This is a genomic window from Desulfomonile tiedjei, from assembly GCA_016212925.1.
Taxonomy (GTDB): Bacteria; Desulfobacterota; Desulfomonilia; order Desulfomonilales; family Desulfomonilaceae; genus JACRDF01.
In genome coordinates this window covers 155,754-168,754 of sequence record JACRDF010000037.1, presented here as the reverse complement: position 1 = coordinate 168,754, position 13,001 = coordinate 155,754, and the positions used below count along the sequence as shown (strand labels likewise).

13 protein-coding genes are annotated in these 13,001 nt (G+C 53.7%); 6 read left to right on the top strand and 7 right to left on the bottom strand.

What is annotated here, in order from left to right; all coding sequences use genetic code 11:
- The first annotated feature begins 323 nt into the window (after window positions 1-323).
- A complete protein-coding gene (locus tag HY913_15615; GenBank protein MBI4964707.1) occupies window positions 324-1,508 on the top strand; it encodes an ABC transporter permease in 1,185 nt (394 codons plus the stop codon).
- A 170-nt stretch (window positions 1,509-1,678) separates the two neighbouring features.
- On the opposite strand, the gene HY913_15610 is transcribed toward HY913_15615, so the two are convergent.
- The 3 genes from HY913_15610 to HY913_15600 all read right to left on the bottom strand — a co-directional run bounded on the left by HY913_15610 (window position 1,679) and on the right by HY913_15600 (window position 3,916).
- Window positions 1,679-2,749, bottom strand: a complete 1,071-nt coding sequence (locus HY913_15610) for a branched-chain amino acid aminotransferase (GenBank protein ID MBI4964706.1) — start codon at window positions 2,747-2,749, stop codon at window positions 1,679-1,681.
- A 257-nt stretch (window positions 2,750-3,006) separates the two neighbouring features.
- The gene (locus HY913_15605; GenBank protein MBI4964705.1) at window positions 3,007-3,690 is read right to left on the bottom strand and encodes a hypothetical protein; all 684 of its coding nucleotides are present in this window, start codon (window positions 3,688-3,690) and stop codon (window positions 3,007-3,009) included.
- Window positions 3,691-3,718: 28 nt separating this feature from the next.
- The gene (locus HY913_15600) at window positions 3,719-3,916 is read right to left on the bottom strand and encodes a hypothetical protein (protein MBI4964704.1); all 198 of its coding nucleotides are present in this window, start codon (window positions 3,914-3,916) and stop codon (window positions 3,719-3,721) included.
- A 652-nt stretch (window positions 3,917-4,568) separates the two neighbouring features.
- On the opposite strand from HY913_15600, the gene HY913_15595 reads away from it, so the two are divergent.
- Entirely contained in the window at window positions 4,569-4,913 is a 345-nt protein-coding gene (locus tag HY913_15595; GenBank protein MBI4964703.1) for a hypothetical protein, read from the top strand.
- A 571-nt stretch (window positions 4,914-5,484) separates the two neighbouring features.
- On the opposite strand, the gene HY913_15590 is transcribed toward HY913_15595, so the two are convergent.
- A complete protein-coding gene (locus HY913_15590) occupies window positions 5,485-6,954 on the bottom strand; it encodes a DegQ family serine endoprotease (GenBank protein MBI4964702.1) in 1,470 nt (489 codons plus the stop codon).
- Window positions 6,955-7,277: 323 nt separating this feature from the next.
- On the opposite strand from HY913_15590, the gene HY913_15585 reads away from it, so the two are divergent.
- Window positions 7,278-7,991, top strand: a complete 714-nt coding sequence (locus HY913_15585) for a class I SAM-dependent methyltransferase (GenBank protein MBI4964701.1) — start codon at window positions 7,278-7,280, stop codon at window positions 7,989-7,991.
- Between the two features lie 325 nt (window positions 7,992-8,316).
- On the opposite strand, the gene HY913_15580 is transcribed toward HY913_15585, so the two are convergent.
- On the bottom strand, window positions 8,317-8,685 hold the full coding sequence (locus HY913_15580; protein ID MBI4964700.1) for a hypothetical protein: 369 nt from the start codon (window positions 8,683-8,685) through the stop codon (window positions 8,317-8,319).
- Between the two features lie 285 nt (window positions 8,686-8,970).
- Here HY913_15580 and HY913_15575 point away from each other — a divergent pair, with 285 nt between their 5' ends.
- On the top strand, window positions 8,971-9,384 hold the full coding sequence (locus tag HY913_15575) for an ester cyclase (GenBank protein MBI4964699.1): 414 nt from the start codon (window positions 8,971-8,973) through the stop codon (window positions 9,382-9,384).
- Between the two features lie 157 nt (window positions 9,385-9,541).
- Here HY913_15575 and HY913_15570 read toward each other — a convergent pair whose 3' ends face one another.
- Window positions 9,542-9,820, bottom strand: a complete 279-nt coding sequence (locus HY913_15570) for a hypothetical protein (GenBank protein ID MBI4964698.1) — start codon at window positions 9,818-9,820, stop codon at window positions 9,542-9,544.
- Window positions 9,821-10,006: 186 nt separating this feature from the next.
- Between HY913_15570 and HY913_15565 the strand changes: the two genes are divergently transcribed.
- Together HY913_15565 and HY913_15560 are read left to right on the top strand one after the other, a co-directional pair.
- Window positions 10,007-10,624 (top strand): TetR/AcrR family transcriptional regulator, encoded by a 618-nt coding sequence (locus HY913_15565; protein ID MBI4964697.1) that lies wholly within the window; start codon window positions 10,007-10,009, stop codon window positions 10,622-10,624.
- Between the two features lie 54 nt (window positions 10,625-10,678).
- Entirely contained in the window at window positions 10,679-11,602 is a 924-nt protein-coding gene (locus HY913_15560; GenBank protein ID MBI4964696.1) for a hypothetical protein, read from the top strand.
- 578 nt (window positions 11,603-12,180) lie between these two features.
- Here the strand turns inward: HY913_15560 and HY913_15555 are convergent.
- Window positions 12,181-12,468 (bottom strand): hypothetical protein, encoded by a 288-nt coding sequence (locus HY913_15555; protein ID MBI4964695.1) that lies wholly within the window; start codon window positions 12,466-12,468, stop codon window positions 12,181-12,183.
- Window positions 12,469-13,001: the final 533 nt, after the last annotated feature.

The window sequence follows — 13,001 nt, the reverse complement described above, 5'->3', positions numbered from 1 at the left end:
CTTGTGTGATGGAGCAACGGAGTCTATAATTGAGAGAAGTTGTTGGCGTCCCAGGTGGAGCCCTGTCCGGGCGATACAGGCATGATTTGAAGCAGTGAGCGCCAGTTGGGCCCGGGATGTCAAGAAGCATTCGGTTACGCAAGGGAGTTTGGGAGCGCCGGGCAGGGAGGGACTGTGGGACCGGCAATCAGTGCCGGTTCGTGCTCACGTCATCCGCGTCACCGACCGATTACGCTGTCGGTATTATCCTGCTTGCCAAGATGATAGGTTCATGATATTATTAGCCTAATTCTTCAGTGGGCTAATTAGGAGAGTTCAAGCCAGTGAAATTCCGCGACCACGTTACTATGTGCTGGCAACTGGTTTTGCGAAACCGCAGACGTTACAAGGCGGTACTGGCCGCCATTGCCTTCGGCACTGCGGGGTTCATAATCGTCCGAACGATGGGCGATTCAGTAGAAAGAAGAGTTGCGGAGAACCTCGAGCTTCTTGGCGAGGCCACGGTAATGAGGGCCCATTGGGATAACAACGACAACTACCATCCCGGCAAGTACTATATGCGGGACGTGGCCAAGCTCAGAAGAATACCCAATGTCATGGCTGTAGCGCCGGTTGTGTCTTTGTCCCAGGTGGAGGCCTACGTCCATTCGAACCAGTGGATGCCGGGCCTATTTGGTGTCGATCACTCCTATTGGCGCACTCAATCCGCGACCCTGGACAGCGGTCGTCTAATTGGTCCTTCGGACGTGGTGGGCCGAAAAACGGTTTGCGTGCTGGGTCGGGATGTCGTCAAGTATCTATTTGATTCCAAGGATCCCGTGGGGCACGCGGTTAAGGTGGGCAGCGCCAGCTTTGAGGTCGTGGGCGTACTTGGCGGAATACAGCACACAGAGGTCGGCCGTTCCGTTTTTGTTCCGATCACGACAGCGCAGAGTCTTTTTGAGGGTCTCGACTGGATACCCGAAATCTATGTCAGGGCTGACGACTGGAACACTGTGGAAGCGGTCCAGTCGCAGGTCGTGGATGTGCTCCAAGGGTCCCATAGGGGATACGAAAAAGGAGTTCGGGTAGAGCATTACCCGGAACGCATCAAGAAGGTCACCACCTCGATACTCCTCGTAAAATTCTTTATTTATGCAGCGCTTGGGGTTGCCTTCCTTTTGGGAAAAGTCGGTCTCACAAGTGTCATGCTGGCCGCGGTTCAGGACAGAACCCGAGAAATAGGCCTGAGGAAAGCGCTGGGCGCGAGGGAAGAAATAGTTATGCTCCAATTTCTCACCGAGTCGGTCTTTATTAGCGGGCTGGCGGGTGTGATCGGCGTGGGGATAGGGTTAATTTCAGTCGAGTTGCTTAGGGGATATCTGGACGTGGAAGTTTCCCTTTACGTAATGTCGAGCAGTATATTGCTGGATCTTGCGGTCACTGTGGCAATTGGAATTATCGCCGGCCTATATCCATCCATTCAGGCCAGCCGCCTCGATGTAGTCACAGCCATGCGGTTCGAATAACACCAATTCGCTTTTAGGGAAGCGGGCATGGCGGGCATCCCGCGTGCCGCGTGCCGCGGGACCGGTATCATATTATTGTAGGGCCGGCGTCCCTGCCGGCCCCCGTCGACATTACCGTTTGATCGCTGGTTGGTATCAGTCACGACTGTTCGGGCGAGAAAAAATGCGATTCACTTCCCGATATTGACGACCCATCGGTACGGATCAGGCTTCGTGCCGGTTTGCATTCCGGTAATTTCTTCAAACAGTCTCGCTGCAACTTCCCCGGTTTTCCCGTCCGCCACCTTGTAATCCGTGCCCTGGAACATGAAATGGCTTACGGGCGAGACCACGGCCGCGGTGCCGGAACCGAAGATCTCTTTCAGGCTGCCATTCTCAGCGGCACGAACCACTTCTTCTATGGACACAGCGCGTTCGGTTACCTTCAGGCCCCAGTCTCCCGCCAATCGTATGACGGAATCCCTGGTAACGCCCGGAAGGATAGTGCCTTCCAGCGCGGGCGTCAGAATTTCGCCGTTGATACGGAAGAAGATGTTCATGGTTCCGACCTCCTCTATAGAGGTCTTGTCCTGGCCGTTCAGCCAGAGAACCTGCGTGAAGCCGGCCTTGTGGGCCTCTTCGGCAGCCAGCAGAGAGGCCGCGTAGTTGCCCGCGGTCTTAGCTTCGCCTATTCCGCCCTTGCACGCCCTGACATACTTGTCGGTCACCATGATTTTTACAGGCGCAAACCCTTCAGGATAGTACGCCCCGACCGGTGACATGATTATGTAGAAAAGATACCGGTTGGAAGGCCTTACTCCCAGGTAGGGGTCCGTGGCGATTATAGTAGGTCTGATATAAAGAGAAGTCCCCGGCGATCTCGGGATCCAGTCGCGGTCCAGACGGACGAGCTGAGACATCTGATCCATAAAGAGCTTCGGGTTCACCGTGGGAATACACAGACGTTCGCAGGACCTGTTGAATCGGGCTATGTTCATGTCCGGCCTAAAAAGAAAGATGTCTTCCGCGCTCGGGCCGGCGAAAGCCTTAAGTCCCTCGAAAACCTGCTGCCCGTAATGGAGCATCATGGTTGCCGGGTGCAGGACCAAGTCCTCAAACGGCTTCATCTCTGGCTCTTTCCAGCCTCCCGATTCGGCGGAAAACTGCATGCACAGCATGTGGTCCGTAAAGATCTGTCCAAATCCAAGCTTGTCCTCGTCATAGGTTTGCGAAGCTGTTCGACTGCGCGGTACCGTTCCCATAGACCCTCCATTTATATTTGTGGGTAAACGTACTGTGGTCGGGAGTTTCGGAGCCAGATTCGCCCCGCGCTCGCGATGGGCCCGGAGGTCAGGATCGGGCTGAGATAATCCGATTAGAAACGAATACCAAAGCGAAGGAATTCCGTCAAGTTTGAGGCTCAATGTGTGGGAGATTCATGCAAGAAGACAAGACTGCCGACGGTGTTCGTTGTCGACATGTGATGCATGAGCGAGAAGGTCACGGGCATGGAAGCGACTCAGATTGCCCGGTCTTGGAGCCGGCGTTGGCGGAAAAGCAGGAGCACGAATCCCCCGGCGGCGATGAGAAATCCGGTAAAGAAAAGTTTCCAGTTGAAAGAATCAGGCGCCCCCCCGTTCATGATGTTTCGATAATCCTCGCAGAATGAGACTATGACCGTAATTCCCCCAAGAACGAGAACGACCCAATCTCGCCAGAAGGTTACCAGCGGGCCTCGGCGCGCCTCAAACCAAAGAACAGTCAACCCACTGGCAATCAGGGCCATTGAAATAATCACCGGCGCCAGCACGGGTGCCACCCACGGAACAGGGATCAAGAAAAGCAAGTCCCAGGTCATCAATCCCGGCGGCCAGTCAATGAAGACTTTCAGCCAGACGTAATAAAATATGTCCCAGACCCCGAATGCTATCATGAAATGGGCCCAGGCTTCTCGGCGATTCGATCCTGCAGTGAGGCCGATTGCCGCAAGCATGACCAGCGTCGCGAACTCTCGCCCGACCTCGATGGCCAAGCGCCCCACATGTTCGGGACCCATAGATTGGATTTGCTCGAAGGTCAAGATGGGAAAACGAAAACCCCCTTGATACAAGGGGTAATAGATGGCGCGTAAGTACTCAACCACGGCCGATTCAACAAAGGCGAACGCCACGGCCCACAAAATGACCGACGGAGCCTTTCTCACTTCCCGACCTACCAATTAAGAAAACGGCTTACCAATAATCATCCAGGCCGGTGGCCTGCTCAATAAATCTTGTTCTCGTGTATGCCGCGCATTCGGTGCACGAGAAGTCGGACCAGCGACTCTTCAGAGCCATATCAAGACAATTGCCGTAGTGGTCGCAGTCCACTTTTCTGTAAGGTCTGTCGGATTCACGATTTCCCTTCACCACGATAGGACAAGGTTCCATCTCCTAACACAACCTCCCGCATGTCTTCAAGGATTCAGATGCATCAGAGTTCAACGCAGCCTTATCTGAAGATCTTCCATCCGCGTTCCGGTAATAACCCCCGGAATGCTCCCGACTCTCTCAAGGATGGGAAGATGCCTTGAAAAAGGCTCAGGGACGCCAGACTGTGATTATCCATGCAGCAGCTTCGAGTCGGCGACTGCAAGGGTTCCGGCAACACCTAACGCCCACGTAGAATCCCAAATCCTTTGAAACCCAGGCGACATACCAATCCCCTCCCCTTGGAATACGTTTGTTTAAACCAGTCCCATTCCTTTGTCAAGTCCTTCGCCCTGCCCAACTCTCTACAGTGGCTGCGAAACGCTTGGGCAGACAGTCCGCGCTGGACACGCCGACCGGCGATTGCTAGAATACATCTTTCCGAATGATCGCTGAAAGCTGGTTTTGTGGCGATGCGCGATCATATGGGTAACCTCCAGAGCAGGTCTATTCGCAAAAACCTCATACCTCTTTAGGAAATGGGGTAAGCGTGGCGACCTTATCCTCTTTCTTGGAGGGCAACGGGAGGGGAAGCTTGATTACCGGCTCTGTTTCCGCCGACTCCTAAATGACCTCTTTCGGTGCGAACCGGTATGACGGGTAGGGTACCGCAATGATCATCGTGGCATATATATCTCGTGGGGGGGTCCCTGTCGCTGATATCACTTACAGGGCGGGCCTTCACGTAGAAGTTCGGGTGGCTAAAGAATTTCAGAAGGAAAACGTCCGCTTTGAACTCAAACACTCTGAAAACAACGAATTGAAAGGAACTTGGGAAGAGGCTCTCGATTGGTACTTCAATGAAGGAACCTTCAATTCCAAAGACAACTTGTTTCCCGGCGAAATGCGCCGTGTGGGAAGCGCGAGGGAACACAAGACCCTTTTCAGGCACGCGGTGCACTGCTTGCTGAAGGATCTTGAACCCCACGGATATGACGTGAGCGTGGAATTCCCGTGAATGGTACGGCCGTTGCCGGAAATTTGGTTGGTGGCTCGATCCGGTAATCACCCCGAAGCGGCACCCTAAAAAGCCAGCCTTTGGTAATGGTAAAAGAGGTGAGGCAGGGCAGGCATTACAGCTGGTTGCAAAACCTCGATGGGACAAGACGATGTTGTGTTATTTAGTAGGGGCGGTTCGTGAACCGCCCTGATAGGGCGCTTCTCGAAGCGCCCCTACCGCATCAGAACGGCCTACGGAGGGTTTGCAGCCAGTTGTAGGCAATTGCTCTATGCCGGTGCGCTGTCAAACAATGAATAATCTGTTGAACCAGACACGGACCTGGCAAAGCCCATGTACCTGGCACCCCTGGGCCGATATTGATTGACGGTTGGGTGCCACTAACCTGGGTACCAGGTCAGTGCTGCTTTCCTGCGAAGTCATCTTCACCGTTTGAAAGCGGCGCACTATTAGGCCTGAAAAGAATAAGGGGGAAACCCTTTGAAGAATTTCCCCCGAGAAGTGGTCTGACAGATCTTAATTCGCTAGCCTGCAAATCGCCCTCTAATGGGTCTGCGGCGCGCTCGGCGTCTCACCCCAATGGGCCCGCCAGAAAGAGATTCCCCTGGCCTCTCTGAACTTTCAGGCGAATGAGCTTGCTCTTTTTTGATTCTTTTACGGCCTTATTGAAGGCTTCGATGTCGGAAACCGTCTTTCCGTCAATCTCAAGGATCACATCGCCGCTTTTTAGCCCCATCTGGCTACCAGCGCCGTCGGCCTCCAGGTCCTTGACTCGAACGCCCTGGCCTTCCTTGATGCCCAGCTTTTCAGCCATTGCGGCAGGCACTTTCTCGATCTCGATGCCGAGTTCGTTGGACGTCTCTCCACCTGTAGAAGGACCTGTTGCCGACGCAACGGCTTTTTCCGTGCGTTCAGCTATCTTGACATTCACATCCAAAGTTTTCTTGTCGCGAAAGATGGTTAGCTTGGCAGCGGAGCCCGGCTTTTCTTTGCCCACGAGGTTTTTCAGATTGGCCGCGCCTGTGACCGGCTCACCGTTAAACTTGATGATAATGTCGCCGTCTTTTATTCCTGCCTTCTCGGCTGGGCTACCCGGCACTACCTGGGATACGAGGGCCCCCTCGGCGTCGGTTCTCCCAAAGGACTTGGCCAGGGTTTCCGTAACGTCTTGGATGTTAACCCCCAGAAGGCCGCGCCGAACTTTGCCGGTCTTCATCAAGTCATCCATAATAAGCTTCGCAGCGTTCGAGGGGATCGCGAACCCGATTCCCTGATAGCCTCCGCTGCGGGTCGCTATGGCCGTGTTAATTCCTATTACGTCTCCTTCGATGTTGACCAATGGGCCGCCGGAGTTGCCGGGGTTAATGGCCGCGTCGGTCTGAATGAAATCCTCGTACCCTATAATCCCTACATTGGAGCGCCCGGTCGCGCTGATAATCCCTGATGTAACCGTGCGGTTAAGCCCAAAGGGATTTCCAACCGCCATAACGATCTCGCCGACGCGCAGTTTCGAGGAATCACCCATTTTCGCGATAGGGAGCCCGTTGGCCTCGATCTTGATGACGGCAATGTCGCTCTCCGGATCTGTTCCGATGACCTTTGCCTTGAACGAACGCTTGTCCGAAAGATTCACAGTGATTTCATCGGCATCCTTCACCACATGGGAGTTGGTGAGTATGTGTCCGTCAGCAGATACGATGACCCCCGAACCCATTCCTTGAGGCGGTCGGCCGCCCCCGTCAAACCTGGGGTCCTTCTTGAAGCGCTTGAAGAATTCTTCGAACATATCTCTGGAAGGGTGGTTTTTGAAGAAGGGTTCCAGGTCTCCGCCTGCCGGTCCGCTGGCAAGCTTCTTACTCGAGGTTATATTGACAACCGCTGGGGTGACTTTTTCAGCGACCTGGACGAACGCTTCATCAAGCTGTTTGAGAGCTGCCGGAGCCGCGGCCCTGGCCGAAATGGGTGACATCGCTGCAATCAGAATGATTGCGAGAAACGCTGCCGCCGATATTGTCATTGCCCTGGAATGGCCGTTGATCATGTATGTTTCTCCTTCTAGACAAAAGAAATGTTACTCCATATGACCCGCATCCCGAAATTTGGTTCTCGGAAGGTTTTGACATCACTCGAACCGGTTGATACGCTGGACCCCCTACAAGCAATGGGAGTTCGCTCCAGTAAGACCCGCAGCATACCCCTGAAACGAAGTCGGGCTTGCCGTGCACAGTGAACGTGGTATACCGACGGCCGCGACAAAGTCACTTTTTCGTCGGCCCCTGGGTATAACACACCCCGTGGACGAAGTGAAGCATCACTTACAGACCTGGCAATAACTATCTGCAAATACATGGATGAGGATGGATTATGGACTCTACCCTCGAGTACTTCGACTATCAAGCCCCCCTGTATGACGTGTATCAAAGCCGCTGCGTCCCAAAGTACGAGGAGATGGTCACGGTGGCTACCGAGTTCCTGACCTACGCGCATGCTCAATCCCCGGCCGTCAAGATACTGGATGTCGGATGTGGGACGGGAAACACTACTCGCGCGCTTGCAAAACTCTTCCCCAAGGCCCGTTTCGCATGCGTGGACGGGTCGAAAAAGATGATCGGCATTTCCCGAGAAAAACTCGCAGATCTGCCTGTGGAATTCCACCATTTCGATATTGAAACGGGCGGTTGGGACCGAACGTGGAGCGCTCAGACCTTTGACGCGGTAATATCAGTGCTGGTGCTGGAGCATCTTCCGTTCCAGGCCTATCGCCGATTCCTTGACGATGTTCAAAAGGTGATGAAACCTGGAGCCTGGTTGGTAGCTGTAGAAGGTTACGGGGGCGCGATTAATCAGCGAGTGTATTTTGAGAAGATGGCGCGGCTGGAACAGGAAGCGGTCGCCGCCGGCGTGCTCACCAGGGACCAGCTCGACGAAATGAAGCAGATAAGCGCTGAAAAAGAATCCCACTTCTACTCAGAGCCGGAAGAGAAAAGAATCTGGTGGCTCGAATCGGGCCTCACGGAGGTCTGCATCATATGGCAATACTACTGTGTTGCTGCGATGGTAGGGCGCAAGCCGACCTAGTGACCGTAACAAACTGAAGCCGGCCAAAAACGAAGACACGGAGCTAGAAGCGTCGTTTTGCGCAACTAATCGGTTTTTGGCGGGCTTCACCCGCTAAGCCAGGGTTCTTTCACCGCGGAGGGAGGAGAGAACGCAGAGAAGAGCTACTGCGCGAACGGCCGTTCGCTCCGTACCTCTTCTCTGCGGGAAAATATAGTGATTCTCAAAAGTTTTTTCCGAATAGAGTCGCACTGCTGGACAAGCCAGCAGTGGCACCCACGAGTCAGTTCGCCATAACTTTCGAGAAGTGCTATAGAATCGAGGTCCTCTCCACACGAAGTTACGGTTAGTAGATTATCAGCTTCTTGGGGCACACCCACCGGATACCATTCCACCAGCAATTGTACGGTCTGTATGTGTAGGAGCGGTATGAATAGGGATAAGACCTATACAGGTAGGGCTTAGCATAAAAGCCGCTATGGAATCTGGCCCCATAAAATCGTCCGCCACGAAAGCCTCTCCAGTGCACATTCGTCACCGGCGCCTGAATGGCTGAGCCGTGAGGATTGACTACGGTATCTGTCTGTAACACTGCTGAGGTTGCCGCGGAAGGTGAATTTCCGGATGTCTGCTGGGCGTAAACAGAGCTGAAGAGCAATGCCACTGCTGCCACTGTGATGAAGCCGACGACTGCAAACATTCTCGTATATCTCATGCTAGGTCTCCTTCCGGCCAACGATCTGGTTTGAATCAAATCTGCCTTGTACGCCTCCTGATAGTTAGACGCAAAATATTGGGGTCTTGTTAAATAATTTAATGCCTCTTCCCGGGAATCTGCTCTACCTGGGATGGCCAAACTCGGGTGGCAGTCTTATGTATAAATTAAAAGGGGACCTGGCGCGGTCACTTCTGCCGGTGCATAGGGCGATCGATTTAGCCGATAGCCAGGCTATTGGGATTTCTTAATTAGTGACAAAGCGGAATTGGAAAGGAGACCGAAATGTCAGCAGAAGACAACAAGAAGCTGGTTCACAGTTTCTTTGAGAAGGCCTATATTCAGCACGACTTGGACGCAGCCGCGGAACTGATTACCCGTGATTACTGTTTGCATGATCCCACGCGACCGGATTTTGCCGGAGGGGTTGACGCGTTCAAGCGCGCTCAAAAACTCTACCTGGATGCAATAAGTGCCCACGACCTCAAGATCAACGAACAGATTGCCGAGGGTGACAGGGTGGTTACTCGTTGGACAGTCACAGGGACTCAACGGGCAGATCTGCCGGGAATCCCGAATAGAGGGTGCAGCTTCAAGGTGGGTGGGATCACCATAAGCCGCGTCTCCGACGGCCACATCGCCGAAGAGTGGCAAGACTGGGACGATGCGGGCTTGAGACGGCAACTGTGCGCGTGTTAGGCACAAACGCGGCGCCGGCGGGTTAGACGCGGGGCGCATTGTTCTGAATACGGCTTCACAAGGAGATTTTAATTGGCGGAACGATGGTCTGGCCATGTTCGAGCCGCCAGAGGGTGTGGTGTTGCCTGATCCTCGAGCGGCGGCCGATCTCAAAGAATCATCGCGTAGGTATGGAAGATGGCGGGAGATCGTCGGGTGTGTTCCACAGCGGTGCGACCGGCACCGGCACCATCGGATACGACATATTGTACAACGGCATTGGGTAATGATACGCGCCGAAGGGCGTCGCTCCCATGTACACATAGTGGGGTGAAGGGACCACATAATGGAGTGCTCCATTCGCTGCGATTATCCCTTCAGGACCGACCACGATCTGCGCCATGGCCGATGACGTCAATAATCCGGTCAGTATAAGAGCGACCAACACCTTTTTCATAACGAGTTCCTTCATTTCAATTGCCCGCTGCCATCTGTCTTCGACACGATAGTAGCATCTCCTTGAATGTCCTTGCAATCTTATTCTCACGTCTTCCGGAAGGCCGCGGGTCTCAGAAAAAATCCTGGCCAACTGAGGCACATTTTTTCGCTTGACTAGAATTATATTCTAAAATATGATTCTAATATGAAGACAAGAAATTCCAGGCATGCAAAGACGCCCTCCCGGCGCCAGGAGATTATCCGGGGTGCTCTTGCCTGCTTCACCGAACTGGGGTTCGCACGAACCAGCATGGCGGAAATTCAACGCCGCTCCAACGCGAGCACTGGCAGCATCTACCACCATTTCAAAAGCAAGGAACAATTGGCTGCTGAGGTCTACCTCGAAGGGATTAGGGACTACCAGGAAGGTTTCCTGGCTGTGCTGGAAAAGCAGCCCAGTGCCCGAAACGGGATTTTTGCCGTGATCCGCTATCATCTGCAATGGGTTAGCGAGCATCCGGATTGGACGCGCTACCTGTTCCAGAAGGCCCACGCGACGTTCATGGCCTCCGCCACGGACGTGTTTGCAGCGTTGAATGCTGAATTCATGAGGCGCTGTGCAAGGTGGCTTGGTGCGCAAGTGTTGGCAGGAACGGTCCGCCGATTGCCGCCCGACATGTACGTGGCGATACTCCTGGGGCCGCTCATGGAGTATACCCGGCTGTACCTGGCCGGCCAAACGTGCACACCGCTGGATCATGCCATGCAAGAGCTGGCTTCAGCCGCCTGGAAGTGTCTGGAAGTTGAACCGGACAAGAAATGAATCTGCCGTACGCAACGGCAACAAACCATTTGTTTCTTTGGAAAGGAGGAAACCATGCATGCTGTAAGCCTTAAGTATACGAATCGTCCGCGACTGCTCCCCTTATATGGACGGGCGCTGTTTGCGCGACGTGGCAGTCTATCGCCAGAACAGGCATTGCCCGCGATGCATTCGGAGTTGCGGAGCTTCAAGATAGACAGACGGCATCTGAAACGGTTCACGGACGCGTGCGGTCTGGCTCCAGCCGATACTATGCCTCTTGTCTACCCGCTTGTGTTCGTGTTCCCCCTGCACGTGAGCATTGTTTGTCACGGCCAATTCCCGTTGCTCTATGTTCGCATGATGCAGGTTCGCAATCACGTCATCCAGCATCGACCGATCAATCTACAGGAGACTATGGACGTCTCATGCATGATAGTCGGTCAGCGGGTTGTGGCGAAGGGGCTGGAAATGGATATGTACAGCGGTTTAGAGGCGGGCGGAGACCATGTGTGGGAGAGCATTCACACTTATTTCTTCCCCGGCGACTTCGGTGAGCCGGATCCGCCGTCACCACTCGCTCAGTTGCCTCCTTTGTCGGAAGACAACGTTGACAAGACATGGACCATGCCCAATGGAGGCGGCTTCTGTTTCGGACTCATGGCGGGCGACTACAACCCTATCCACTATTTTTCACCTTATGCCCGACGGATGGGGTTTCGCCGGGATTTCGCTCACGCTCAGTTGAGCGTGGCTCTTTGCCTCCGACATCTACCCCCAGTCCAGGCAGACGAACCTGTTCGCCTCGATGTGGCCTTCAAGGGACCGGTATATTATGGGAGCAAAGTGACCATGAAGTACTCCGATTGTGAAAAGGGCCATCGCTTCGATCTGTACTGCGAAGATAACGCGAGGCCGCCCATTAGCGGTTCCCTCAGTTCAGCGAAACCGGATTTCGGTTTGATATTTCATGATTTCTATTCATGGGTCTGTAAATAGTTCACGCTGGAATTCTGTGAATGCTGGGGACACCGGGGGCATAGGCGTTAACTTAAGGTTCTAATCTCTTTCGTCCCAGAGGGACGAGACGAGAGTAGCCCGGCGATTCATCGCCGGGAAAGCCGACGAAAGCAACCCTTAGTCCCGGCAGGGACGACCGATCACCAAGGTTCGCTGCCATTGGCTCAGCCGTCCCTCCGGGACTGAGAAATCCTTTGATTTGCCGAGTAACCGGCGATAAATCGCCGGCCTACTATCGTGTGTTCCTCTGGAACACTGGTGAAGACCAGCCCTTAAGTTAAGTGAGGGGAGTGAGGGGTCAAGTCGGCTCTTGGCTCATGTTACGTGTCCATTCATCAGTCGATCAGGATAGTCTCGAAGTCCGTGACCTGCGGAGTGCATTGCGGCCTCAGCATTTCTCGCTGGAAGGACTTCGAGGCCTTTCAACTGTCTAAAATAACTAGTCATCTTGATTGCGATTGGTCAAGTACGCAAATGCCGGATGAGCCCATGTTACCCTGCCTTTCTATGCGGTGAGTCTCTGAGATAAGCCAATGGGTGACCCCACGATGAACTCATCAACCCCACAGGAACAAAATGCCCAGGATTCCAACCCAAGCAACCAAAACGAGTCCGGTAGCGACAACGGAAGCAATCGCAACGGACCGACCGAGGGCGCGTCCGCGCCACCAAAGCACGACGTAGCATATGAGGAACGCAAGCGACCAGACCAGTAACGGAATCGCGACAAAGATGTCCTTGCAACCACCGCCCAAATTGAGATGACCTTCCATGACCAGCCACGCAAACAAAAGCGTGAACAGCAAGGGCGAGACAGCCACCAGAAATCTTTGGATGAAACGCATAAGCGGCTTATGGCTCCGTAGAATTATCCTTTGGTTTAGGGGAGTTGGTCACCGACCCTATTTCGGTCGTTGGACCGATAAATCAACAGGCCTTTTCCTTGTACCTCCTTAACAATATAACCCCAAAAACGGATGTAATTGCAATGGTCCTTGTTGTCGCCCAGGGCAAACACGGCGCCTTTCGCGGGAAAAATCGAACAGCACTCCTATTTACCTCCCCTAAGTGGCTAAAAGGTTACGGAGATCCGGGAATTCTCCTTGACATGCTTTTCTGATTCGGCAATGCTTTGTAGAGTAAGAGGAACTATTCCATTAATTTTTTTCTGAAAATATGCGGTTGAGTTCGGCGTCCTTGCGGGGGGCATGAGTCAGGGGCCTATGTTCCAGCGGCATGGAGGACATACCACAGGTGCTGGTGCGCTTGCTGAAAGATCCCTCTCACACTCGGACACTCACTTCCGGAATTGCAGTTCTGCAAAGGCATAGCATTGGTGAGACACGTTGCCTTAGGTCAAGTTTTCGTAGGTGCAGCT

Coding starts and splice junctions, on each gene's coding strand:
- HY913_15610 (MBI4964706.1), bottom strand. CDS start 2,749: ATGGGAACGGTACCGCGCAGTCGAACAGCTTCGCAAACCTATGACGAG.
- HY913_15600 (MBI4964704.1), bottom strand. CDS start 3,916: ATGGAACCTTGTCCTATCGTGGTGAAGGGAAATCGTGAATCCGACAGA.
- HY913_15595 (MBI4964703.1), top strand. CDS start 4,569: ATGATCATCGTGGCATATATATCTCGTGGGGGGGTCCCTGTCGCTGAT.
- HY913_15590 (MBI4964702.1), bottom strand. CDS start 6,954: ATGATCAACGGCCATTCCAGGGCAATGACAATATCGGCGGCAGCGTTT.
- HY913_15585 (MBI4964701.1), top strand. CDS start 7,278: ATGGACTCTACCCTCGAGTACTTCGACTATCAAGCCCCCCTGTATGAC.
- HY913_15580 (MBI4964700.1), bottom strand. CDS start 8,685: ATGAGATATACGAGAATGTTTGCAGTCGTCGGCTTCATCACAGTGGCA.
- HY913_15575 (MBI4964699.1), top strand. CDS start 8,971: ATGTCAGCAGAAGACAACAAGAAGCTGGTTCACAGTTTCTTTGAGAAG.
- HY913_15570 (MBI4964698.1), bottom strand. CDS start 9,820: ATGAAAAAGGTGTTGGTCGCTCTTATACTGACCGGATTATTGACGTCA.
- HY913_15565 (MBI4964697.1), top strand. CDS start 10,007: ATGAAGACAAGAAATTCCAGGCATGCAAAGACGCCCTCCCGGCGCCAG.
- HY913_15560 (MBI4964696.1), top strand. CDS start 10,679: ATGCATGCTGTAAGCCTTAAGTATACGAATCGTCCGCGACTGCTCCCC.
- HY913_15555 (MBI4964695.1), bottom strand. CDS start 12,468: ATGCGTTTCATCCAAAGATTTCTGGTGGCTGTCTCGCCCTTGCTGTTC.